23 protein-coding genes and 2 pseudogenes are annotated in these 23,775 nt (G+C 59.9%); 9 read left to right on the forward strand and 16 right to left on the reverse strand.

The window, feature by feature from the left end:
- The first annotated feature begins 401 nt into the window (after window positions 1-401).
- Both FJ398_11560 and FJ398_11565 read left to right on the forward strand, forming a co-directional pair.
- The gene (locus FJ398_11560; protein ID MBM3838579.1) at window positions 402-1,085 is read left to right on the forward strand and encodes a glutathione S-transferase family protein; all 684 of its coding nucleotides are present in this window, start codon (window positions 402-404) and stop codon (window positions 1,083-1,085) included.
- Window positions 1,066-2,373 carry a PhoH family protein gene (locus FJ398_11565; protein MBM3838580.1) on the forward strand — a complete coding sequence of 436 codons (1,308 nt, stop codon included), beginning with the start codon at window positions 1,066-1,068 and terminating at the stop codon, window positions 2,371-2,373. The genes FJ398_11560 and FJ398_11565 overlap by 20 nt, the downstream gene beginning before the upstream one ends.
- Here the strand turns inward: FJ398_11565 and FJ398_11570 are convergent.
- The 3 genes from FJ398_11570 to FJ398_11580 all read right to left on the reverse strand — a co-directional run bounded on the left by FJ398_11570 (window position 2,370) and on the right by FJ398_11580 (window position 4,867).
- Entirely contained in the window at window positions 2,370-2,849 is a 480-nt protein-coding gene (locus FJ398_11570; GenBank protein ID MBM3838581.1) for an Lrp/AsnC family transcriptional regulator, read from the reverse strand. The genes FJ398_11565 and FJ398_11570 overlap by 4 nt on opposite strands.
- A 112-nt stretch (window positions 2,850-2,961) precedes the next feature.
- Window positions 2,962-3,645, reverse strand: a complete 684-nt coding sequence (locus FJ398_11575) for a type II secretion system protein (protein MBM3838582.1) — start codon at window positions 3,643-3,645, stop codon at window positions 2,962-2,964.
- A gap of 490 nt (window positions 3,646-4,135) precedes the next feature.
- Window positions 4,136-4,867, reverse strand: coding sequence for an amino acid ABC transporter ATP-binding protein (locus FJ398_11580; protein ID MBM3838583.1), 732 nt, complete (start codon window positions 4,865-4,867; stop codon window positions 4,136-4,138).
- 336 nt (window positions 4,868-5,203) lie between these two features.
- Between FJ398_11580 and FJ398_11585 the strand changes: the two genes are divergently transcribed.
- The gene (locus tag FJ398_11585; protein MBM3838584.1) at window positions 5,204-5,449 is read left to right on the forward strand and encodes a hypothetical protein; all 246 of its coding nucleotides are present in this window, start codon (window positions 5,204-5,206) and stop codon (window positions 5,447-5,449) included.
- A gap of 122 nt (window positions 5,450-5,571) precedes the next feature.
- Here FJ398_11585 and FJ398_11590 read toward each other — a convergent pair.
- Window positions 5,572-5,664 (reverse strand): annotated as a pseudogene (locus FJ398_11590) (sigma-70 family RNA polymerase sigma factor).
- Between FJ398_11590 and FJ398_11595 the strand changes: the two are divergent.
- Entirely contained in the window at window positions 5,626-6,066 is a 441-nt protein-coding gene (locus FJ398_11595; protein MBM3838585.1) for a hypothetical protein, read from the forward strand. The pseudogene FJ398_11590 and the gene FJ398_11595 overlap by 39 nt on opposite strands.
- A gap of 15 nt (window positions 6,067-6,081) precedes the next feature.
- Here the strand turns inward: FJ398_11595 and FJ398_11600 are convergent, their stop codons facing one another.
- The 3 genes and pseudogenes from FJ398_11600 to FJ398_11610 all read right to left on the reverse strand — a co-directional run bounded on the left by FJ398_11600 (window position 6,082) and on the right by FJ398_11610 (window position 9,510).
- On the reverse strand, window positions 6,082-8,292 hold the full coding sequence (locus tag FJ398_11600) for a hypothetical protein (protein MBM3838586.1): 2,211 nt from the start codon (window positions 8,290-8,292) through the stop codon (window positions 6,082-6,084).
- 563 nt (window positions 8,293-8,855) lie between these two features.
- Complete coding sequence (locus FJ398_11605; GenBank protein ID MBM3838587.1) at window positions 8,856-9,413, reverse strand: DUF4058 family protein; 558 nt, start codon at window positions 9,411-9,413, stop codon at window positions 8,856-8,858.
- Between the two features lie 4 nt (window positions 9,414-9,417).
- A pseudogene (locus FJ398_11610) lies at window positions 9,418-9,510 on the reverse strand (DUF4058 family protein).
- A gap of 123 nt (window positions 9,511-9,633) precedes the next feature.
- Between FJ398_11610 and FJ398_11615 the strand changes: the two are divergent.
- Complete coding sequence (locus tag FJ398_11615) at window positions 9,634-9,819, forward strand: hypothetical protein (protein MBM3838588.1); 186 nt, start codon at window positions 9,634-9,636, stop codon at window positions 9,817-9,819.
- Here the strand turns inward: FJ398_11615 and FJ398_11620 are convergent.
- Window positions 9,791-10,297, reverse strand: coding sequence for a hypothetical protein (locus tag FJ398_11620; protein ID MBM3838589.1), 507 nt, complete (start codon window positions 10,295-10,297; stop codon window positions 9,791-9,793). The two genes, FJ398_11615 and FJ398_11620, sit on opposite strands and share 29 nt — an antisense overlap.
- A gap of 34 nt (window positions 10,298-10,331) precedes the next feature.
- Here FJ398_11620 and FJ398_11625 point away from each other — a divergent pair, with 34 nt between their 5' ends.
- Window positions 10,332-11,156 (forward strand): tetratricopeptide repeat protein, encoded by an 825-nt coding sequence (locus tag FJ398_11625; GenBank protein ID MBM3838590.1) that lies wholly within the window; start codon window positions 10,332-10,334, stop codon window positions 11,154-11,156.
- 136 nt (window positions 11,157-11,292) lie between these two features.
- Here FJ398_11625 and FJ398_11630 read toward each other — a convergent pair whose 3' ends face one another.
- The 7 genes from FJ398_11630 to FJ398_11660 all read right to left on the reverse strand — a co-directional run bounded on the left by FJ398_11630 (window position 11,293) and on the right by FJ398_11660 (window position 20,182).
- On the reverse strand, window positions 11,293-11,760 hold the full coding sequence (locus FJ398_11630; GenBank protein MBM3838591.1) for a hypothetical protein: 468 nt from the start codon (window positions 11,758-11,760) through the stop codon (window positions 11,293-11,295).
- Window positions 11,761-12,287: 527 nt separating this feature from the next.
- Window positions 12,288-13,076, reverse strand: coding sequence for an amino acid ABC transporter permease (locus tag FJ398_11635; GenBank protein MBM3838592.1), 789 nt, complete (start codon window positions 13,074-13,076; stop codon window positions 12,288-12,290).
- Between the two features lie 10 nt (window positions 13,077-13,086).
- On the reverse strand, window positions 13,087-13,869 hold the full coding sequence (locus FJ398_11640) for a transporter substrate-binding domain-containing protein (GenBank protein ID MBM3838593.1): 783 nt from the start codon (window positions 13,867-13,869) through the stop codon (window positions 13,087-13,089).
- Between the two features lie 244 nt (window positions 13,870-14,113).
- On the reverse strand, window positions 14,114-16,243 hold the full coding sequence (locus FJ398_11645; protein MBM3838594.1) for a DUF1549 domain-containing protein: 2,130 nt from the start codon (window positions 16,241-16,243) through the stop codon (window positions 14,114-14,116).
- Between the two features lie 390 nt (window positions 16,244-16,633).
- Window positions 16,634-17,872 (reverse strand): FAD-binding oxidoreductase, encoded by a 1,239-nt coding sequence (locus FJ398_11650; GenBank protein MBM3838595.1) that lies wholly within the window; start codon window positions 17,870-17,872, stop codon window positions 16,634-16,636.
- A 192-nt stretch (window positions 17,873-18,064) separates the two neighbouring features.
- Window positions 18,065-19,339 carry an aromatic ring-hydroxylating dioxygenase subunit alpha gene (locus FJ398_11655; protein MBM3838596.1) on the reverse strand — a complete coding sequence of 425 codons (1,275 nt, stop codon included), beginning with the start codon at window positions 19,337-19,339 and terminating at the stop codon, window positions 18,065-18,067.
- 327 nt (window positions 19,340-19,666) lie between these two features.
- Entirely contained in the window at window positions 19,667-20,182 is a 516-nt protein-coding gene (locus FJ398_11660; GenBank protein MBM3838597.1) for a hypothetical protein, read from the reverse strand.
- On the opposite strand from FJ398_11660, the gene aepY reads away from it, so the two are divergent.
- Together aepY and FJ398_11670 are read left to right on the forward strand one after the other, a co-directional pair.
- Window positions 20,181-21,353, forward strand: a complete 1,173-nt coding sequence (aepY, locus tag FJ398_11665; protein MBM3838598.1) for a phosphonopyruvate decarboxylase — start codon at window positions 20,181-20,183, stop codon at window positions 21,351-21,353. The genes FJ398_11660 and aepY overlap by 2 nt on opposite strands.
- The gene (locus FJ398_11670) at window positions 21,350-22,495 is read left to right on the forward strand and encodes a 2-aminoethylphosphonate--pyruvate transaminase (protein ID MBM3838599.1); all 1,146 of its coding nucleotides are present in this window, start codon (window positions 21,350-21,352) and stop codon (window positions 22,493-22,495) included. The genes aepY and FJ398_11670 overlap by 4 nt, the downstream gene beginning before the upstream one ends.
- 268 nt (window positions 22,496-22,763) lie before the next feature.
- Here FJ398_11670 and FJ398_11675 read toward each other — a convergent pair whose 3' ends face one another.
- Entirely contained in the window at window positions 22,764-23,540 is a 777-nt protein-coding gene (locus FJ398_11675) for a sulfite exporter TauE/SafE family protein (protein ID MBM3838600.1), read from the reverse strand.
- A 27-nt stretch (window positions 23,541-23,567) separates the two neighbouring features.
- Here FJ398_11675 and FJ398_11680 point away from each other — a divergent pair.
- A partial coding sequence (locus FJ398_11680) for a hypothetical protein (GenBank protein MBM3838601.1) occupies window positions 23,568-23,775 on the forward strand: 208 nt, incomplete at its 3' end.

Here is a 23,775-nt window from a genome sequence, read left to right on the forward strand (position 1 = left end):
TACCCTCCGCGACAGGCTTCGCACAGCGCTCGCAGGCTCGCCCATCCGCGCCGACCGAATCGAGTTCACTTTGTTCGCCTCGACAGACGAACGGCGTTACGGACTGGCCGTTCTCGTTCCATTGCTCTCCACCCCGTGTTTCCACGACGCAGTTATGGTTCAATACCGCACGATTCTTCACCGCACAGAAGCGGACTTTCACCGCTTCGACCAATCGCCATCTCAGGCGCACGAGCGCGGGCAGCCTGCCCGCCGGCTTTCTTCGAGAGCTTCAGGCAGCCCGCGCGGGCAAGCTGCCCGCGCTCCTTTTTGGATTCAGCCGTGGATTTGGCCTTGTCAGTCGAGCGAACGCGGCCTAGCTTCTTTCTCATGTTGTTGTTTCCGCAGCTTCCGAGCACGCGATGATTGAGTTGGTTCAGTTTCCCTGGAGCCCTTTCTGCATTGTCCAGAGACGAATCTTGGAGTTCGCCGGCGTCCGCTTCAAAGTCGTCAATATCCCCAATGGGGACCGCTCGCGGGTCTGGCGGTTGACCCGGCAACGGTATTACCAGGTGCCGGTGCTCAAGGACGGGAAAACCGTGGTGTTTGAGGTCGGCGACGATTCCCAAGTCATCGCGAAATATCTGGATGCCAAATTCAAGCTCGGCTTGTTCCCCCGCGAATGGGAGGGCGTCCAATCCATCCTCTGGCGTTTCATTGAGAGCGAGATCGAAGGACCGGCGTTCAAGCTGAACGACATTTACTACCGCGAAATGGTGCCGGTCTCGGACCGGCTGCGCTTCATTCGCCACAAAGAACGGAAATTTGGCCGGGGCTGCCTGGAGCAATGGCGCGAGCAGCAGAAGGAACTGCTCCAGGAACTGGCCCGCCGGCTGCTCCCCTTTGAGGAAATGTTGATCGACAAACCTTTTCTCCTGGAAGCGCGGCCGCGCTTTGTCGATTTCGATTTGTTCGGAGTTCTGGGAAATTTTCTCTACTCGGGCCACTACCCGTTGCCGCGCCCGCACACGAGACTCAAGCTTTGGTACCAGCGAATGGCTGCCGCCAAGTCCGCATCGTTCGACCGTGAAAAACTACATTCTTGATACCAACGTCCTCCTCCACGATCCCAATTCGCTCCTCAGCTTCCAGGAAAACAACGTGTTGATCCCCATCGAAGTGATCGAGGAGATCGACCGCTTCAAACGCGAATCCACCGAGCTGGGCCAGAACGCCCGCACCGTCTCGCGCACGCTCGACAGCCTGCGCGGCCAGGGCCAGTTGAGCGAAGGCGTGGGCCTGGCCAACGGCGGACATCTCCGCATTCTCGTCCACGTGAACAAACGAAAGGGCGCGAACGGCCTGCACAACGGTTCCGCCGACAGCCGGATTCTGGCATTCGCCCTGAGCCTTCAGAAGGCCGAACCCAAGATTCCCACCATCCTGGTTACGAAAGACATCAACCTGCGCATCAAAGCGGACGCCCTGGGCCTCGAAGCGGAGGATTACGAGTCCGACCGCATCCTGTTGAAGGATCTTTACACGGGCATGTTCGAGAAACAGAACAGCGCCGAAAAAATGGCCCAGTTCCGCGCCAACGGCGAAATGGATTTGAACAACGGCGCCAGCTATTCGCCGAACGAATATTGCATCCTGACGGACGAAACCAACCCCAAGCGTACCTTGTTGACCCGCGTCGATGTCACCGGCGCGCGCCTCATTCCCATCATCGACTCCCGGGAAGGCGTCTGGGGCATCAAGCCGCGCAACCGGGAACAACACTTTGCCTTCGACGCGCTGCTCGATGACCGCATTAAACTTGTCACGCTCATGGGCAAAGCGGGCACGGGCAAAACACTCCTCGCGCTGGCCGCCGGATTGAAGAAGACCGTGCTCGACCGCGAATACCGCCGTCTGGTGGTCGCGCGGCCCACCATTTCCATGGGCAAGGAACTCGGCTTTTTACCGGGATCACTCGAAGAAAAACTCACGCCCTGGATGCAACCGATTCACGACACGCTCGAAATGCTGGGGGATTTGAACATGGGCCACGAGCACCGGCGGAGCCACGACTTGATTCGCTCCGGATTGATCGTCGTGGAAGCGTTGAGTTACATCCGGGGCCGGAGCATCGCCGGGCAGTTCATGATCATTGACGAGGCGCAAAACCTGACGCCGCTCGAAGTCAAAACGATCATTACCCGCGTGGGCCAGGGAACAAAAATCGTGTTCACGGGCGATCCGTACCAGATCGACAATCCGTACGTGGACTCGTCCTCGAACGGCTTCAACTACATCGTGAGCAAGTTCCGCTCGGAAGCCGTCGCCGCGCACGTCGAACTGCAAAAGGGCGAACGCTCCGAGCTGGCGGAACTGGCGGCGAATATTCTTTAAGGCGTAACCGCCAGTCTGCCTTCATCGCGCTCGCGCGTCATCAACACGCCCTGATCCTTGTACGGCTTCAGCATGAAATGCGTGGCGGTGGAAAGCACGCCCTGGATCGTCGCCAGCTTCTGGGACACAAACGAGGCCACCTCGCGCAAGCCGTTTCCTTCGACCACCACCAGCAAATCGTAGGCGCCCGACATCAAGTAACACGATTTGACCTCGGCGTATTTCGCAATGCGCTCCGCCAGCCGGTCGAACCCGCCCCCTCGTTCCGGCGTGATCTTCACTTCAATCACAGCCCGCACCACTTCCACGCCGAGTTTCTCTTCGTTGAGAATCGTCCGGTAACCCAGGATGATTTGGTCCGATTCATAGGCCTTGATCTTCGCCGTGACCTCCGGTTCGGACAGGTTGAGCATCGCGGCCAGGGCCGAGGGTTTCACGGCGGCGTTTTCCCGGAGCAACTTGAGCAATGGATCCATGGCGAAAGGCTAATCTGTCGGCGAAAGGTTGCCCATGAATTTTTCGGTTTCATGGAGACGACCTCTTGAGAGACGACGGCTGCGTGGAGCGCGGCCCTACCCGGACGAGAAGTTACCGCGAATTCTGATTATTGGGTTGCCAGAAACGGGTCACGCGCGACGCGGTGTCGAATTTCTTTTTGTCGTACATCTCCATGCTGAGATCCGCGAACATGACGTTGGCGCGTTTCTTGTGGCGGTACGCGGGCTGCGTGCCGCCGTTCGGTGAAGCCATCCCGGTGTAGTCGTTGGGTCCCATGGTCGCCTCCATGAACAACAGCGTCTTCGCCGGTTCGAGGAACGCCGAGAAATTGCTGACGTGGCACAGCGAGCAATTCATGGCGTAACTGAAGTCGCGGCGAATCGGGGAATTGGCCGGCACGGCGCCCGGCGTTCCGGCAATCCGTTTCCGCGCCAATTCCAGGCGGTCCGTGGGACAAAGATACACCGGCTTGGATTTCAAGTAGGGATAAAGCCAGCCGGTCGTGAGGTCGTTCGCTTTTGTGAACAGCCATTTGTGAAATCGCGGGATGCCGCCGTTGTAGTCCATCGAATAGGTCGTCACGGCCAGCATGAGCTGGCGGAAATTGCTTCGGCAAATCGTGGTTCTCGTCGATTCCTTCGCCCGAGCCAGCGCGGGCAGGAGCAAGCCCGACAGAATCGCGATGATCGCGATGACGACCAGCAATTCGATGAGGGTAAAGGCGGTGCGGAAGCGGGCCTCGATCTTGGGAAACGCGGAAGGAGAACGTCGCATAAAAACTCTGGTTGGTTCGTCGCAAGATAGGCGGGCACGCGGTGCGGGCAAGTGAAATTCAACCTTGAAAAGGCGGTTGATCCCACGAAACACACTAAGGGTCTGTGCAAAAATAAATTCCGGTTTTGCTGGAGGTGATTTCGCTTTCTGGCGAGGCACGACGAAGGAGCATAGCCAGGGCTCTGCGACTGAGGAGAAACGAAGCCAGAAAGCGAAATCGCCCCAGCCCTCCGGGGCGGGGCGGCGCCTGGCCGGCTGCGGCGTTGCTCGTCGGTCACAGCCCCAAAACGGGGATGCTCCCTCCTCGCGCCTTGCATCCGGCCAGGCGGCGCTCCCGCCAAAACCGGAATTTATTTTTGCACAGACCCTAAAGGCACGAAAAGAGAAGGCATTGAACCCGGAAACACGCTCCCCGGTTAGAGCGGATCGTTTCCGCGCCAACTCGTTTGGTCTTGTGTGTTTCGTGTGTTTCGTGGGCCCAACTCCAGGCTCAATACTTCAAAACCTTGGCCAGAAACTCCCGGCAGCGCTCGCTTTGGGGATGGTCGAAAACCCGTGCCGCCGCGCCCACCTCGACGATCCGTCCTTCCGCCAGCACGGCAACCTGGTCCGCGACCTGGCGGGCAAAGCCCATTTCGTGGGTGACGAGAACGAGATCGCGCCCCTCGTCGCGCAATTCCCGAATCACGTCCAGCACCTCCGCCGTCATTTCCGGGTCCAACGCGGAAGTCGGTTCGTCGAAGAGCAGCAATCTGGGCTTGATCGCGATGGCGCGGGCGATGGCGACGCGCTGGCGCTGGCCGCCGGATAGTTCGGCGGGCCTTTTGGAAGCGTGCGTCTCCAGACGGAACCGCGCCAACAACTGCCGCGCCACTTCCGCCGCGTCCTTTGGGGCATACCCGTGCGCCTTCTCCAAAGGCAAGGTGACGTTCTGCAAGGCGGTCAGATGCGGGAAAAGGTTGAAGGCCTGAAACACCGTCCCGACCGATCTCCGATGCCGGAGAAGCGATTCTTCCTCGAATACGAGGGTTTGATCATTGATGACAACCTCCCCGGCGTTTGGGTGCTCGAGACCCGCAAGAATCCGCAGCAAAGTCGTCTTCCCGCCCCCCGACGGGCCGATGAGAGCCAACGTGCCGACCGTTTCAAGCGCCAGCGAGACCGCATCCAGCGCGAGGTGGCCATCGAATGTTTTGCTGACCTGGTTCAACCTCAACTTCACGGCGGGAATCTTCCACAAAGCGCCCCCTCAGAGTCACGCTCGTTTTGCTTACTGATCAGACCGTGGGATAGAATACACTTTGCCAGGAGGGATTCTGGCCAGCCGCGAGGAGCGAGCGAGGCGGTGTATCCACCGATCCACAACGAGCGAGCGACGAAGCGGCTGGCCAAAAGACCCCTGGCCCTGCGGGTTGCGTCGCATTTGGGCTCTGGCTTCGTTGCTCCTCAGTCGAAGATCCACCAGGGATATTCCCGCGAAATCGTCGTCTCGATGAGCGCATCCACGATGTAACGCCGCCAGCATGAGGCTATCGCCGGCTTGAAACAGGCGCTGGGCATGGCGCGGAAGGTCGGCGATCCGGCCCTGTTTGTGCGGGTGGCTGCGACTCTGCTGGAATTTGACGGCGACGATGGGCTGGCGCGAGACGCTGCCGCGTCCGTGCAGCAAATTCTGCTGGCGCTTCCTGACGAAACCATGCGCCGCCAGTTTGCAGAGGCCCAACCGGTCCGCCTGATTCACCCGGTTCATTCATCCTGGAACAAGCAGTTCAACCACAGAGAACACAAAGAACACAAAGATTGACAGGCCTTTATAGTGAACAGACCGATTCACTCTGTGGGTGGAGGGCGCTGATCGCTCAACTGGTTTCCTCTGCGATCTTTGTGATGTCTGTGCCAATCAACTGCCGTTTTCGGGTTCATTGACTAACGCCTGGATCGGAGCCGTTGGATTTCCTTTTTCAGCAACCGGCCAATTCGATGCTTGGCCAGATAAACTTGGCCCGCGCTGACCCCCAGCAGATTCGCGACGCCACGCACCGGCCAGGCTTGCCCGACGTAGAGCTCGAACATCTGGAATTGTTCCGCGCGCACTTCGGTCTGGGCGACGCCGCCACGGTGGACACGCTCCGTATCGAATGGCCGTCCGGATTGGTCCAGGAATTTCACGACGTGGCCGCGAAGCAGCCGCTGACGATCATCGAGCCACCCCGTCTGCAGATCGGCGCAACCGGTGGCAGGCCAGAAGTTTTTCTGAGAGGGGGTCGCGGCTTGCGCTATCAGATTGAGGCATCGACCAATCTAACGATCTGGTCGCCCATCGGCGCGGTTACAGTCACCAACCTCAACGGCCTGGCGCAAATCCCTGACGTCAACGCGCCGGACTCAAAGGTCAGATTCTACCGTGCACGTGGGCAATAGAGCTGTGGCACGGCGTCATACTAATCCAACCTGACTGGCAATCCTTCGAAAACGCCTGTCCCTCCGATCCCAGCACAGATTAAAGCACAACCCGTTCAATTCGCCCTGTTCGAGAGCTTTGGCGAGCCACTCATAAGCCTCGGTCACCTGGCCAAGTCGCGCCAAAACCGTGCTGATGTAGTGCGCATTGGGCTTGGGCGTGCTCAACGCGTTTTCGAGACGCTGCCGCCAGTAGCCGGCCACGCCTTGCCGTAGGAAGGACTCGCGTAATCTTTCGTGAGTCCCCGTGATGGCTTCAACGGTGGTCGAAGGCGTGGCGGCAATGAGCCGGGTTTCATCCTCAAGCGCGCGGAGCTCAGCCTGCTCGGATTCTTCGATCGCCTGCAGGATCTCACTTTTCTCTTCAAGGACTTTGGCTTTCCACGAATGGCCCAGGCACTGGCGCGGCTCCAACTCGACCGCGTTCTGGTACTGAGCGAGAGCGAGATCAAATTGCCGCCGCACGAAACGGGGATGGCCCAGATAGACCTGAACGATGGCGCACGTTGGAACTTCTCGTTCGGAAAGCTTGAAATGGCGCAACGCTGCCTCTGGCCGGCCGCTGTTGAGCAGAAAAACTCCGTTCAACGCGTGCACGACAGCGCGCGTTTGCTTGCAACAGGACGGCATCCGGGCGGCCGTCTGAGCCGCCGAAAGCGCATCCGGCAATCGCCCTTCGAGGAACCTGAGCAACGAGTCCGCCGTTAGGTTCTCGGCGAGATGCGGGGCGGCTTCGATCAGTTTCGCGGCCGCTTGATGAATGTTCGCGACGGTATCGCCGAGTGGCTGCGGCAACGCGGTCAATTCCAACAGCCGAACTCGAAACAGCCCGACCAGCGCCGGAAGAAATCCCGGCGCCAGCGCCGCCGCATCAGCAAAGTACTTCGCCGCCTGGCGCAGCCGCTCTTGGGTGGCGCCGAGCGCGCAAACGTGGCCTTTCTCGACCAGATGGTTGACTTCCGAAATCCCGGATGAAACGTCGGTTTGGTCGCGGCGCCCCACCATCGCTGAAAGCGTGAGGCCGGCCTTCTTTCCCAGCGAGAACCACCGCCGAAAGCCTCGCGTGCGCGAGATGGATTCGCCTCGTTCCAAACGATGCAATTCGTCGCCCATCGCTTGGGCCGAGGGATAGCGGCGGCGAGGATCGCTTTCGCAAGCCCGCAAGATGACCTGGTTGAGTCCGGCCACCAGGCGTTTCATCGATGCCGGATCGCTCTCGTTCTGTGACCGACCATCCAACGGACTCTCGGTTCCAAGGAATTCTTCCGGCAACGCTGGAAATTCCTGCCGATCCCGGCCGGTGAGCGCTTCGTAGAGCACCTTCCCCAGGCCGTAAACGTCGGCCTGCGCTGTGCCAGGACCTTCCGGCGGAATGAATCTGATCGTTCCCACGAACGAACGGGCCTCATCGAGATCAGCGACCAGCCCGATGTCCGCCAGCTTGGGCGCGCCGTTCACGAAAATGATGTTCGAAGGTTTGATGTCACGATGCACCAGTCCGTGCCCGTGCAAATGCGCCAGCGCGGCGGTGAGCTTGACACCGAGGGTGAGCACTTCGTCGGCCGGCAACGCGCCGCGCGTCTTGAGTTTGGCGCGGAGGGTGCAGGGCGAATAATCAGTAATCAGTGAGCAGTGATCAGTGTTCAGCAGGGCCGACGGAGTGCCGGGAACCGAAGACTGATGACTGCTTACTGAACACTGCTGACTGACCGTGTCCGCCAGTTCCATCACGTAATAGAAGTAACCGGCGGCCTCGTTGCGCCCAATCTGAAGAATATCGACCAAACCTTCGTGGCTTCGCGAAATGGGCTCATATTTCTGGATTCCATTGAATTCGCGGTCGAACGGGTAAACCTCGCTGAAACTGCGCCGGTGGACGACTTTCACCGCCCGCGGAGTGCCGACCACATTGCGCGCCAGCCAGACCTCTCCGAAGGCTCCGCATCCAATTCTCCTGATCAGGTCGTGGTCCGGAACAGACGGCAGCCCCAGGGCGTCCGCCGAAATCCTGACGGCGACGACCTCAGTCTCGGCGGCCTGCTTCGCCGGATTGAACTCGGACCGCGCGTCTGGACGCTTGCTAGCCATGGGCCGGAGAGATGGGAAGGAACATACTTGCTTGGTCCGTAGGATGGAAGACAAAGCTCGTAGCGCAGAGTTGCACTCTGCCGTACCGCAGAATTGCATTCTGCTGGGCGTCTCCCAGTCCGAGCGCGCTGGGACTTGCTGGCGCCCTGCCGATTGCAAATCGGCGATACGGCAGATTGAAAATCTGCGCTACGGTTCCCCGGTCGATCTGACGCCAATCCCACAGTCTGCACAGGGTGTGTGAATTTGGATTCCCCTTTGGAAATGGCTTTGGTAGAGAATGTCACCCGTGCCCGCCGCCTCCACCGAACAGCGCAAGCTCGCCGCCATCATGTTCACGGACATGGTTGGGATTACGTTGAGTGTATAGCGACCGTCGGGCCGCAGCCGGACGATCCGGGTTTCGTTGGCTTCATGGCTGAACTGGAGAAGCAGTGGAAACGGTACACTGAAACGCTTTGATCGACGCGGCGGAGAAAAACTCGTTCAAGCTCGCGCAAGCCTGGAACCATTCCGTGAAAGCGGTCGCCCAATGGGAGAGGCTCACTGCGTGGGAGCCGCGCTTATCCTCCGGCAGGTGTAGCCAGCGGCGCTTCGGGTGGTTTGGTGTAATCGATTTTTCGCTCGTATCGTCCGCGTTCGTAGCTCTGGTCCACGAGCTCCTACAGATCCAGGGCTGCGTCCCGATCTCCGCGGCGCAGGGGAACACGGACGACCGGCAGCCGTTCGCGCAGCGGACAAACGTAAAACTCGTGCCGCCAACGCAGGCCGCTCCGCGTGACGCAAATGACGTGGCTGACACGGTCGCCCGGCAGGCGCAACAGCCCCGCATGATCGGGCAGCGTCCACGCCCCGGTTCGCACCAGATCGATCTCCACAAAACTTAGGCCGGCCGCGACGTTCTCGTTGCGCTTCCTTTCCCAGCGCAAACGGTGCTCGAATTCCGTTTTGTTCGACGGCGAAAGGAACTCGATCACGGTGATGATGTGGCCGGTGGAATCGGCAATTTCCAGGCGCCGCAGTTTGTGTTCGCCGCGGTCCACGAGAATCGGTTTGGCGGCCTCGACGGCCGCGCCGCCAGGCCCCAGCGCCGGGCCGACGGGATGGTCCCAGGGTTCGCTGATTCGCCACGTCGGGCACGTAGATGCGTGGCTTCTCCTCTTCGACGTCGATGACCAAACGCTCGTCCACCGAAGCGGTGAGGTCGGCTGGCAATTCACCGTTTAGTTGGTCGCGAGCATAGACCAGCAGACTGGCATGGACATCCCGCCAGAAGTCCTCCAGCCACGGGTTCATCCCTGGAAAAGGATTCTTCATGCCGAATTCGTAGCATAGGCGAGCGCGGGTTGCACGTTGGAACGGTGCGGCCAACTAAGGCGAACCATACACAGTCGAATCAAATCTTTATGTCCCGGTGTCTTTGTGCTAAATCCCGCCTGCATGCCTGAGGCCGTCCCAACACAGCGCCGGTTGGCCGCTATCATGTTCACCGACATGGTGGGTTACAGCGCGCTGGCGCAGCGCAATGAAACGCTCGCCATCGCGCTGCTCGAGGATCATGGAATGACGAACCTCAGGAGCCGTTCCGCTGCCGCACTCAGAATCGCCGGGCGAAGCTGGCAATGATGACGTATTTCGCGAAAGCCCCGGCCTGATGGCCGCCGTAGCGGTCATCGTAAATATTTCTCTGCCGGTTGGCGTCGATCAATACAGGCGTGAAAAGGCTGAATTCATTCTTCCCGCGAGCCCAGGAGATCCCCGGTTCGACGTAGATGGAAAACCCAGGCCGCCGAAATCCTTCGCTGCCGCCAATTGCATCCCGCGGCGGCACCCCATCAATGCGTCCGCCAAAGCTGAGCGATAATCCCTGCGCTGGCCAGAGCGTGTAGCTCAGCCCTGCGCGGCCCAAATACTGGTCAGGCACTGACAAGTTGCGAACCGCCCCATAGACCGGACCCGTGGTATAGGCGTCGTTTTGCTCGCGCGGATTGATCAGATAGCTGCCGGCCGCATAGCCGTAAAGGCGGTCGATGATCTTCTGGTAGGCAACGGTCTCCAAAACGATTCCCCAGCCTCCATCGCCCGGCTGAATGGCAATATCCACAGGCCGAATCTGAGGTCCGGTGGGCTTATAGAACGTGTCGGTCGATTCCTCATCACCCGTAGGCGCCTTGAATCCGACACCGATCGTGCACGCTGAGAATGCCAGTTTATCCGAGCACGATGGGACGCGGCACCGCGTGAGCGCCGGTGGATTGGGTGATGTGCGGTTGGTCGGCAATGCCTGGCTGTTCGATCCGGAGAAGCACCAGGACGCTCACGCCGCTCGCGGCTACTTCCTCTGGACGCATGGCCAAGGTTTTCCTCACGAGCAGGCCATCGAGGAGCTAAAACTGGCGCTGGAGCTAGATCCACAGTTGGAAGAGGCTTATCAGCGCCTCTTGCCGATTTACGCCCATGCCGGCCTGTTGGATGAGGCCATCGCGTTAATCGAACAAGCCAGAAGCACCAATCCCCTCGATGATGATTGGCGTCTGTACAGAGCTATGGCCCTTCTCTGGCAAGGGGAATATGCGGAGGCATTAGCTGTTTATGACGGGCTTCGAAACGCGCCGGTCGGTCGGGCGCCATTCACCAGCTCTCTCATCGCCTGGGCACAATTTCAACTGGGAAAAACCAACGAGGCCTGGATCACAATTCACAAATACCTGGCCGCTCGGCCAGAGGACATCGGCGGCCTCTTCGCCGGAGTCCAGGCCATGCTCTTTGCCAAGGCAGGCGAACAAGGAAAAGCGGAGGAGCAAATAACCAACGCCATCGGCCACAGCAAAGGCTTCGGCCATTTTCACCACACGGCCTACAACATCGCCTCGGCCTACGCGCTCATGAACAAGACCACGCAGCCATTTATTGGTTTAAGGAGGCCGTGGACAATGGTTTCAATTGCTACCCGCTGTTCCTGAAGGATGAGAATCTGAAGTCCCTTCGCTCATCCAAGGCTTTTGCGGAGATCCTGGCCAGGGAGGAGGAAAAGTACAAGAGGATCAGAACAAAGTATGGCGGTCGAAAAGGCCGGGCTGGCCACAGCAGGCGCGGCCATTAGAATCGGCGCGAGTAGCTGGCCACGAGCAAAAAGTCCGCAATGCCGCCCGCCCCATGAACGTATTGGCCGGTCCGTTCGCTCGCCAGGATATCCCGGATGCTCCGCTGGCGGCTGCGCGCGACGGCAACAGGCCCGTTAAAACTGAGGAAGTTCTTTCCCCAGCTCCAGGAAATGCCGGGATCAATATAGACCGAATATCCGGGTCTGCGGAACCCATCATCAGCCCCGCCGATCAAATCGCGCACGGGCAGACCATCCACCCGGCCGCCTAAACTCAATGCGATCCCCTTTTCGGGCCAGATGGTGTAGGACAAGCCCAGGCGCCCCTGATACTGGTCGGGCACGGACAGAAGGACATTGGGATCCGTGGTGAACTGGGTATCGCTCTTTTCCCGCGGGTTGATCAGATAAAACCCAGAAGCGTATCCGTAAGTGTTTTTGAAAATCTTTTGAAAGGCCTGCAATTCCAGGACGATCCCCCAGCCGCCATCGGCCGGGTTGGATCGACGTGTCCGCAGGGCGAACCGTCTCGACGCCGTTGATCAGGACCGTATCTTCGCCCCCGGATTCGCCGGTCGGCGCTTTCATGCCGAGTCCAAAGGAAATATTGCCTTGCGGATGCTTCGCAGGGTCGAAAAGCCAAGTGTTTCCTACCAGCCTCAGGTCGCCCACCCCGGCAACACTATTGTGAAGCCGGTTGGAGATGACCGTCACGTCGCCATAAAACGATACCGATACGAAAGCGTCGTTTCCCAATGATGCGGTTCCAAATACGAAATCCCCTCCGCGCCCAAACTGAGCGACATGTGGCGGGCCGGGATTCAGCCCTGGCCGAGCACTTGAGGCGCGGATTGAGTGAAGATCAGGACACTCAACAGGCAGGGCAGAACGAATCGAAGCCGGATCGCAATTTGGCAAGCTCGCATGGGTGGCTGTGCGCGCGAGGCACTGATCTACTCCGCACCCAGGGTCAAGCAGAATGACTGGGCTTTCACGTCTCATACCGGTGCTGTTTCTCCAGATATCGCGTCCAGAGCGAAATGGGCAACGTGAGAACGAGGTACCCGATTGCCAGGGGGATGTAGCTCTCCAGCGTGCTGAAGGTGCTGGAATTCACTTCGCGGGCGTTGAGCGTGAATTCGCTGATCGAAATGATCGAGAGCAGCGAGGAGTCCTTGATCAAGGACACGAACTGGCCCGCCAGCGGCGGCAGCGTCTGGCGCAAGGTCTGCGGGAAAATGACGAACCGGTAAGTTTGCCCGCGCGTTAACCCGATGGCCTTCGCGGATTCCAACTGGGATTTCCCGACACTTTCAATGCCCGCGCGGATGATCTCAGAAATGTAGGCTCCGCTGAAGAAGGCCAGTGTCAATGTGCCGACCAGGTAGCGGTTCTCGATATGAAAGGCGTCCGCCACCACGTAGAAAAAGATCAGAATCTGGACCAGCAGCGGTGTGCCCCGCACCACTTCGATGTAAATCTTGCTGAAGTAACGCAAGGCCAGCCAGCGGCTGCGCTGCGCCAGCGCGAAAAAGAGGCCGATCCCCGTGCTCAGCCCCAGCGCGGCCACGGAGATCCAGATCGTCGTGATCCACCCCTGCGCGAATTTCTGGCGATACTGATAGATCGAGGCCCAGTTCCAATGATAGTTCAGTTGATGGAAAGAGAAGTAGAAGATGAGAACGATCAGCAGGAACGCCGCGGCGAAATTCACCAGGCGCAACGGCCAGGGTGGGGGCGCGTGAGCGGCCTCAGGCGGCGTCCGGAAAATGCGGAGCAGGGCCACGGGATCAAAAGTAAAACGGGAACCCCAGGTGCTTGAAAGCCTGCTTTTGCTCCTTCAGGTAGCGGTCTCCGAGTTCCTCAAAACCGCCTCTGGCTCGGAACTCCTGCAAAAACCGATTCACCGGCCGCATCAATTCCGTGTTTCCTTTGCGGAGACCGACCGCCCAGGACTCTTCCTGGAACGGCTTGAGAATCGGCCGCGTGGTTTCCGGATTTCGCTGCCAGTTCTTGAACGTGGACATCTGATCGTAAATGAAAGCGTCCGCCTTTCCCTGGACGACTTCGAGCACGCACGCATCCTCTTTGTCGAGCACGAGCACTTTGGCCAGCTTGATTCGCTGCGTGGCAAAGGTGTGCCCGGTGGTTCCGAGTTTCACCGCGACGGTTTTGCCGGATTGATCCAGGTCTTCCAGCGAGTTCACTGGAGAGTTTTTTCCAACGAGCAAGCACAATCCCGTTTTCAGATACGGCTCCGAGAAATCGATCGACTGCGCGCGCTCGGCCGTGGCGGTCATCGACGAGATGATGAGATCAATCTTGCCCGTCTTTAACGCCGGGATCAGGCCGTCGAACGGGATATTCTGAATCTCAATCGCCCAGCCCAAATGAATTCCGAGCGCGCGCGCCAGATCCACGCTTACGCCGGTGGGGTTTCCCTGGGTGTCGGACGTTTCGAAGGGCGGATAGGCCAGTTCCATGCCGACGAGCAACCGATCCCGATCCCTGGTCGAGCAAGAAGCCAGAAAGCCGATCCCGAAGAGAGCCAGGCCCGCCAGAAGCGATGCCATGGAAGAGCAACCTCTCAGAGCCCCTCTGAAAAATGGGTGGAACGGGCTACCAGCCCGTTTTTGGCGGCAACCTGCCGCCAAAAGGCCCGGCGGGCTGGTAGCCCGCCGCAACAGGCCGGTGGCCTGTTCCACCCAGAAGACAGTTTTCAGACAGGCTCTCAGTAAACGAGGGTGGAGCGAGGCTCCCGCGGAGCCGTGCGATGGCAATCGGCTCGCGAAGGAATACATGGAAGAGACGATTGGCCTAACGGACATAAATGAATTCCGTCGCATTCAACAGCGCCCAGCACACGTTCTGCAAGCTCGTCTCGGCGGCGGCCGCCTCCGCGCGGACCCGCTCCTCCTTGGTGGGCGGCCGTCCCAAAGCGTACCGATAAGCCCGCCCGATCGCTTCGGCCGTTCGGCCGCGCGCCTCTTTCAACACGCGTTCGGCCAGATGCAACGCCTGGCGCTGCACGAACGAACTGTTCAACAGACTCAACGCCTGCAAGGGCGTCGTCGTCGCGCCACGGCGCGGCGTCTTGGTCGCCGGGTCAGGACAATCGAAAGTGTCGAGCAGCGGATCTTTCCCGGAATTAATGTTCATCCGATAGACGGCGCGCCGGTTGTATTCGGGGCCCATCTTGTCCGCCGGAAAATAAAACGTCGCGTTGAAGCTTTTGGTGTCGAAGGGACGGAAACTGGCGCCGCCTTGAGCGAGGTTGATCTGGCCGCTGACCGCGAGCATCGCATCCCGCAGCGCCTCGGCTTCGAGACGCCGGGGACTGAATCGCCAGAGAAGTTGAGCGTCCGCGTCGATGCGGGCCGCTTCCGCGTTAAAGGTCGAGGCCTGGCGATACGTCGCCGAGCAAACGACGAGCCGATGCAGCGCCTTCAAGCTCCAGCCGCGCTCGATCAGCGTTGCGGCCAGCCAATCGAGCAATTCGAGATGACTCGGTTTCGCGCCGCTCGCACCGAGGTCATTCGGCGTCGCCACAATCCCGGCGCCGAAATGATAGTGCCAGAGCCGGTTGGCCAGGACGCGCGCGGTGAGTGGATTTCGTGGGTCTGCAATCCAATCCGCGAGCTTCAAGCGTCGGGCGGCTTCGGGCGCGTCGCCGGACAAACCAAAATCCGGGTTTGGTTGGAGGATCGCCGAGAGAGCGCCCGGCTTCATCGTCTCGCCGGGTGAATTCACGTCCCCGCGTTTGAGCAGACGCGTCGGCTCAGGTTGTTTCCGTGTGCCGGCGTAGGAAACGGGCAAGGGCGGAATGGCTTTGAGCGCCGCGCGGTCCGCCGCGATCTGCCGCAACCAAGTTTCCCGCAGATTCCGCTCTTCGGCCGTGAGCGCCGCCAGCAGTACCTCAGCGGACACATCAAGGCCGGCCGCAGCGAAGAACGCTGCCGCTTCGGCATCCGCGAACACGCGTTGCCGGCCCACGGCGTCCACGCGCCGCGCACGTTTGTCGTTTTCCGCGATCCGCGAATTGAGCGCGCCGAGCTTTTTCTCATGCCGTTGAACTTCTTCCTGGGTCGCGATGACGCGTTCTCCATGCCGCACGCCTTCAAACACCGACTTCATCCGGTAATAATCCGCCTGGGAAATCGGGTCGAACTTGTGGTCGTGACAGCGCGCGCAGTTCGCGGTCAGACCCAAAAAGGTCTGCGACACGACGCTGACAAGGTCCTCCAACTCTTCCTCGCGCGTGAGAGCGCGCTGCGTCGCGTTGGCCTGGCTGTTGCCGGCCTGATCCCAGGAGCCGCAAACGAGCAGGCTTGTGGCGACGATCCTCTCCGGTGTCGCCGGTTCGAGCGCGTCGCCTGCGATTTGTTCTTTCACGAACTGGTCGTAAGGTTTGTCGGCGTTGAAACTGGAAATCACGTAGTCGCGGTAATGCCAGGCGTGGGGACGCATGTGATCGTACTCGAAGCCCTGGCTCTCGCTGTAGCGCACGACATCGAGCCAGTGCCGCGCCCAGCGTTCGCCATAATGCGGCGACGCGAGCAACCCATCGACGAGATGTTCGTAAGCTCTGGGAGAAGAATCATTCACAAAGGCATCGATCTCCTGCGGCGTTGGCGGCAGCCCGGTCAAATCGAAGCATAAGCGCCGGATCAAAGTGGCCCGGTCTGCCTCCGGCGATGGGGAGAGTCCGGCGGCTTCGAGTTTGGCTAAAACAAAATGGTCGATGGCATTCCGCGGCCAGGTTTTGTTTTTGACCCTGGGAAGTTGAGGCGCTGCCACCGGTCGCAGCGACCAATGAGTCGTTCCGGTTTGCCTGGTTGGAACAGAATCGGCCTCTTCAGCCCGAATCCACAACGAAGCGGCAGCCAATACGATTGAAAGCGACGCACTCCGGCCAGGGCGAGACCAGGCAAACGATTGGCGACTCATAAGGCAGCGTCAAACCTTCGGACGATTCATTGGAAGGAACAAGGAGAATTTCCGAGAAGGCCGGACAGGGTGGCAATTCTCAGCTTGCCAGGCTCGCGGCGTATGGTGTCCACCCTTCAGCGTGCCTGTCGCCCGCAAACACGCTAAAGCGTGGACACCAAACGGGCGTGGATTGCCAAAATGAGAATTGCTGCGGACAGGGACAGAGCCAATGACAAGTAGCGCAGAATTGAATTCTGCTGTATCGCGGATTTGCAATCCGCAGGGTCTCGCCGGGTTGGGTGCGCTTGGATTTTCCGGCGCTCTGCCGAATGCAATTCGGCGATACGGCAGATTGAAAATCTGCGCTACTTTGTCAACAGCCCTGAGAAGACCCGCCCATGTCTCATCTTAAGCGTTGCCTACTTCGCGCCCATAGTACGTTTCATACACCCGCGCCGCTTGAACGCGGGCTTCATCCCAGGCCCAGTTTGTTTCCGTGAACCGATCCGGGCTGAGGCTCTTCACGTAGGCGGATTGTTTTGGATCCAGGAGCGATTCGACAAGCAGTTTGCCGATGCCTCCGGAGCCGGAGATGCCGTGGGCATTGCACCCGCCGGCCATGACGAAGCCTTGGACTCGCGAGCTTTCGCCAAGGATGAAGCGTCCGTCCGGCGTGAAGGTGGGCCAGCCTTTGCCGACGCAACTCTTCTGCGCGGCGCGCGCCGTCGGGAATAATTTCGTGAAGCTCGCCTCGAATGAATCCAAGACCGGCCAATCCGTGACGACCGGCGGCGGTTCGTGGTCGGAGGCATAGCTGCGCGGGTCAAGATTCAGCGATTGCGGTTCCCAGCCGCCGAGCAGGAGGCCGCCGTCGCGCACGCGCCCGTAGAGCGTCAGTTCCGGGATGCGAAAGCACGGCAGGTCAGGAGTCAGACCGTCCATCGGCACAGTGACGTAGTATTCATGGCGCACCGGGAAAATCGGCAACTCCAGGCCGGCGAGCTTCGCGACGTGATAAGCGTTGGCCCCCGCGGCATTGATCACGTAGCGACAATCGGCCGGGCCGCGATTGGTCCTCACGCCGGCCACGCGCCCGTTCTGCAACACAATCTCCTCCAGCGCCGTCGCCGTGCTGAATTTCACGCCCAGCTTTTCTGCGTTGTGCTTGTAGGACGCGGCGACGCAGCGGGGCGTCATGTACCCGTCGCTGGGGCACCACAGGATCGACTTCGCGACTGTGAAATCCATCAACGGCCAGCGTCGCCGGGCTTCTTCGCGAACGATGAACTGCGTTTTCAGTTCCGCGGCATCCGCGGCCGCTTTGAGCTGGCGAAATTCATCGGCCCGACGTTCGTTCAGCGCGATGCGAAGGGAGCCGACTTCGCGCCAGTCCGGTTTCACCTGGCTGCGCTGCAGTTCGCGGAACATCGCGACGGAGTGCATCGCGAGTTTTGTGCGCTCGACCGAGTCGCGCACCTGGCCGCACAAACCGGCGCCCTGGGAAGTGGTGACGACGCCGACGTCGTCGGCCCGTTCGAGCGCGAGAATGTCCGTTTTGCCGGCTTTGGCCAGGGCGTAAGCGCAGCCCAGGCCAACGGCGCCGCAGCCGACGATGATGATTTCGGCGTTGGGGAGTGGTGTGGCCATAAGATGCTTCGCGTGAATCGTCGTTTGTAAAACGTAAAACGTAATCGTGAAGCTTAGGCCTTACGTCTTACGTTTTGTATCCCCTCAGTTAACGACGGTGGGGCGACGCTCCTGCGGAGCCTTTCTTCGATGGCATTGGCTCGGCGGGAGCCTCGCCCCACCCTCAACCGAGGGCATACTACGCTTTACGTTTTACGGATCACGCATCACGGTGTTCAAGTACCACCGAACGAAACTCTCGACGTTATATTCTTTGAACGGGGAATACGGTCCGGGCACATAAGCCGACGAATTCACGCCCCGCTGCTGGCGCTCGCAGATTTCCCAGTCCTGTTCCGAGGTGAGTTGCCAGAACGGCAGCAGCTTCTCCAGTTGATAGTCCTTTCCCTCGAAGGCGTCTTGATGCACCAGCCACGTCACGCGAATCCGGGTCAATTGCGGTCCGGCCGGGAGCAAGCGCGTGCTCACGCCGTGATCGCAACTGGAGTGATTCCAGAAATTCGGCAGCGTGCGGATGCGAAGCGTGCCCACGTCGGCTTCGGTGTAATCTCCCATCAAGGGAGCGACCTGTTTCCCGTCCAGGGTTTCGCTGACGTAACCCTCGACCAGCGGCGTGCGGTTGGCGGAGAACCAGATGTTGCGCTCGGCATCCGGAAACCGCGTCATGCCGGTCTGCTGGTGCGTGGCCGCAAGCCCCGAAGCCGCCCACTTTTGTTCGCTGCGACGCACCGCCGCTTCCATTGCCTGCTGGATGCGCGGGGACGTGTCGTCCGTATTGTAGTGATCGAAGTTAGCCCGGATGTATTGCGGGTGATTGACGTTGCAGTGATAGCATTCGCGGTTGTTTTCCCAGACGAGCTTCCAGTTCGCGCGCACGGTGTAGTCGAGGCTTTGGGCGACCTTCGCGCGAGGGAAGCCTTGCGGTTTCGCCAGGCTCGCCAGCTGGTCCCGCGCGGGTTCAAAGTTCGGCGGTTGCTCCGCGAGACAGATGTAAATCAAACCTTCAACTTCCCGCGCATTCACGGACCGCAGACCGAACTGAGTTTTATCAAGATCCTCCAGCGCGCCCCGGCAACCGACCAGCGCGCCGCTTCGATCGTAGGTCCATTGGTGGTACGGACAGACCAGCCAGCTCACGTGGCCGGCTGCCTCCGGGCAAATCAAGGAACCGCGATGCCGGCACACGTTGTGCAAGGCGCGCACCTGCTTGTCGTCGCCCCGGATGACCAGGATCGGATCTGAGTCAACCTCCAGGGCAAAGTAGTCGCCCGGATTTGGGATCTCGCAGGAGTGTCCGGCAAAGAGCCAGCCGCGCCGCCAGATACGCTCGACGTCCACGCGGTACACGGACTCGTCCGTATAGAAGTCGCGTTCGAGGCTGAAGCCCGCTTTGCGCCGCGCTATCAGCGCCGAGAGCGCCGCATCCTGTGAATTCAGGCTTGCCATCATGACCGCACTTTTTGACATGCGCTTCCGACGGAAAGCAAGCCGGATTGGGTGGTTTCTGCCCTGGTAGCGCAGAGTTACACTCCGCCGTATCGCCGATTTGCAATCGGCGGCGCTTCGACGAGTTCCAGATCTCGGGAACTTGTCGAACCTCTGCGGAATGCAATTCCGCGATCCGGGAGATTGAAAATCTGCGCTACGAGCTGACAACTTGCGGATGCGTCCGCGTCGATGGTCATTGGCTCGCGAAGACGCTCGCTTCACCTTGACGGAGGGAATACTCCAGAATCAAGAGTTGCATCCGCGTTATTCGGTTCCTACAAATTTCAGGGACGTGAACAAGACAACTCAGTTCAAGGCGAACTGCTCTCGCTGGCCAAGGCGCTCGACTTTCTCGAAGGCGAAGTGGTCCTCTCGTTCGGCGACATTTTGTTCCGGAAATACATTTTGCAGAATCTGCTCCTGGAAGAAGGAGACATTGTGATCACCGTCGATGCGGCCTGGCAAAGCCGCGGGCCGGCCAAGGGCTACGTCGATTTCGTCCACACCACGCGGCCCTATTCGCTGCAATCCAGCGAAGAATCGGTTTTTCTCGCGGACATCGGACCGAGCCTGCCGCCCGCAAGGATCCACGGGGAATGGATCGGATTGATCAAAGCGACCGCGCGGGGCGCAACGATTTTCCGAGAGGCGTTGCAGCGGCTTTCCGCCCGGCCGGACTTTCGGCAGTTGCGCTTCGACGATTTGTTCAAGCACCTTTTGGAATCCGGCGGGCGGGCGCACGTGCATTACATCACCGGCCACTGGCTGGATGTCGATGACCTGGAGACCTGGCGCAAGCTCAGGCGTTTTAGACCACCACATGATCAAGGCATCCTCGTTTATCGAACCGTTGCGGGCGCTGAACTATGGCCAATACGCGGGCGTGCCGTGCAGCTTTTTGAAGCCTTTCATCAATTACGTCATCGCGGACCGGACCCTGAATTACGTCGGCGCGACGAGCGAAGGGGAAGCCGTGGGCATCACGTTCGGCGCGTATCTCGCGGGCCAAAAAACCGTGACGATGTGCCAGAACTCCGGCCTGGGGAATATGGTCAATCCGCTGACGTCCCTGAATTATCCTTTTCGCGTGCCGACTTTGCTGATAGTCACATGGCGCGGCGAGCCCGGAGTCAAAGATGAACCGCAGCACGAGCAGATGGGACGGATCATGCACCGGTTGTTAGACACGCTGGAGATTCCCTGGCTCCCTTTTCCCAAGAAGGATTCCGAAATCAGCGACGCGATCGAGCGCGCCGAAACCAGCATGCGCGAACGGCAACGTCCCTTTGCGCTCATCATGTCCCAGGATTCGGTCGAAGACTTCGAACTCCGCGAAGAAAAGCAATCCACTCCTGTCGTCGCGGAAAAACGGGAAAAGCTCGGCTCTCGAACGGAGGAACGATTGACGCGCAGCGAGGTGTTGCAGTTGATTTTGGAAATCCTGAACGGTGACGAAGCAGTCGTCGCCACCACGGGCAAGACCGGACGCGAACTCTTCACGCTCGCGGACCGGCCGAATCACCTTTACGTCGTGGGCGGCATGGGCACGGCTTCGGCCATCGGATTTGGGATCGCCCGAACGCTCCCGCAGCAACCCGTCGTGGTGATCGATGGCGATGGCGCGGCCCTGATGAAGCTGGGTTCTTTGGCCACGATCGGTTTCCATCAGCCAAGGAATTTGTTGCACGTCGTGCTGGACAACGAAGCGCACGATTCGACCGGGGGGCAACAAACCGTCTCCAGCATTACGCGCTTTGCGGAGATGGCCGCCGCCGCCAACTATCGCCACGCCTTCGCAGCGGACCGCCCGGAGGACATCCGCGGCGGTTTGAAAGAGTTGCGTCAGCGCGCCGGTCCGAGTTTGCTGCACGTGAAGATTCGGCAGGGTTCGCCCAGGCATCTTGGACGGCCGACGGTCAAGCCCCATGAAGTCAAAGAACGTTTCATGGGTTTTTTGCACGAACGTCGCCAAACAGCTCCACCCCATCCATGAAAGAGCCCAAACTTCTCCCGACCGCCAAAGACAAGACTCTGTTCACGCCCGGACCGTTGACCACGAGCCTCAGCGTGAAACAAGCGATGCTGCGCGACATTGGCTCTCGGGACGACGCGTTGATCGAGTTGCTCCGAAACATTCGCGTCCGGCTCCTGACCCTGGCCGGCGTGACGCGCGAGGACGGTTACGAGACCATCCTGATGCAAGGCAGCGGAACGTTCGGCGTGGAATCCGTGCTGGCTTCGGTCGTGCCTCGGCAGGGCAAGCTGATCATTCTCACCAACGGGGCTTACGGCGAACGCATGGTTCGAATGGCCGCCGTCCTGCAAATCGACGCCACCGTCCTGCGCGGCCCCGAAAGCCAGATGCCGGACCGCCAGGTTCTGCGCCAGACCTTGAGCGCGAATCGCGGAGTGACGCACGTCGCGGTCGTGCATTGTGAGACGACCACGGGCATTTTGAATCCGATTGTCGAAATCGGCCAGATCGCAAAGGAATTCGGCGCCGATTACATCGTGGACGCGATGAGCAGTTTCGGGGCGGTGCCCATCGATGTGAAACGCGCTTGCATCGATTACCTGATTTCTTCCGCGAACAAGTGCATCGAAGGGGTGCCGGGGTTTTCGTTCGTGATCGCGCGGCGCGAGCCGCTCCTGGCTTCCGAAGGACGCGCTCGAAGCCTGAGCCTGGACCTCCTCGGCCAGCTCAAGGGATTCGAGGACACGGGGCAATTTCGTTTTACGCCGCCGACCCATGTGCTGCTGGCCTTCGATCAGGCGCTCAAGGAACTGGATCAGGAAGGCGGGGTCGAGGGGCGGGCGGGGAGGTATCGGCGCAATCACGAGGTGTTGCTCCGCGGCATGCACAAGCTCGGATTCCGCTCGTATCTGGAACCGGCGCTCCAGAGTTACATCGTTACGGCCTTCCATTACCCGGACCACAGCAACTTCGATTTCGCCGAGTTCTACGACCGGCTGCGGGACAAAGGGATGATTATCTATCTGGGGAAGGTTTCCCAAGCGGACAGTTTTCGCATCGGTTGCATCGGGCGGATCTTCGAGTCGGACGTCCGCGCGCTGCTCGCGGCTGTTGCCGAGACGCTGGAGGAGATGGGCGTGAAGGTGATCTCCGGAGTATGATTCTTCTTCGGAAACTGACGGTAGGGCGAGCCTGTCCCCAGCGAGCCGAGTCGGACGTGTCCCACTCACGTCGAGCGGCTCGCCAGGACAAAGGCCGGGGCAATTTCGCTTTCTGGCTTCGTTTCTCCTCAGTCGCAGAGCCCTGGCTATGCTCCCTCGTCGTGCCTCGCCAGAAAGCGAAATCGCCTCCAGCAAGACCGGAATTTATTTTTGCACAGACCCTAAGGACCCCAAAGACTCCATCCCTCCAATCCTTCTGGCGTTTCGCTTACCGCAGAAACTCCTCATAAAACGTCACGGCCGAGAGGATAAACCCGACCGTGGTGATGATCTGCCGCACGCGGCGTTGCGGAATCCGCTGCGAAAAGTGCGAACCGAGAAAATAACCCGCCAGGGCGCCGAGGGTCATGATCCCCGCCCTTGGCCAGTGGATCAGGCCCGCCAGAATGAACCAGGCCGCTGCCACCAGATTGATCAACGAACTGAGCACGGTCTTGAGAGTGTTCATCTCGTGAATGTCGTGCAGGCCGATGAATCCGAGCGACGCCAGCATGAGGATGCCGATGCCCGCGCCGAAGTAGCCGCCGTAAACCGCGACTGCGAACTGGAACACGATGGCTCCCCAAATCGCGGGCGGCCGAGTTGGTCCTTCCGGAGCGTCGTCGAAACCCACCAGACGCCGAAAGATTCCCTGGGTCAGAAACAGAATCGTCGCAAAGAGGATGAGAAAGGGAACCAGCTTGGCAAAGGCCTCGTTGCTGGTGCGCGTGAGAAGGCCGCTGCCGAGCAACCCTCCCAGAATGCTGACAGGAACGAAACGCCAGAGCCAGGGCCGCACGGTGTGCAGATGGCGGCGATATCCGAAAACGCTGCCCGCCGTGCCGATCACGAGCGCGAGTGTGCTGGTGGCGTTCGCGACAACGGGCGGCGTGCCAAAGAACAGCAAGGTCGGAAACGTCAGCAGCGTGCCGCCGCCGGCCACCGCGTTCATCGCACCAGCCGTCGCGGCCGCCAATATGAGTCCCAAAGCTTCGAACGCAGACATGCTTGGGCGCAGACCCTAAACACGCCGCTGTGCAAAACAAGTCTAAGAGCGTGTCCGAAAATTGCGCGGGGTCCTGTTTTCGCGCCAAAGGCCGGATGGCGAGGCGCCACGAAGGAGAATATCCTCCCTGGATCTTCGACTGAGGAGCAACGAAGCCAGGCGGCCTTTGGCGCGAAAACCCTCCGGGCGGCGGGTCTTTTGTCCGTGGCCTGCGTTGGCTCGGTCCTTACAGCCC

This window comes from Verrucomicrobiota bacterium (genome assembly GCA_016871535.1).
GTDB lineage: Bacteria > Verrucomicrobiota > Verrucomicrobiia > Limisphaerales > SIBE01 > VHCZ01.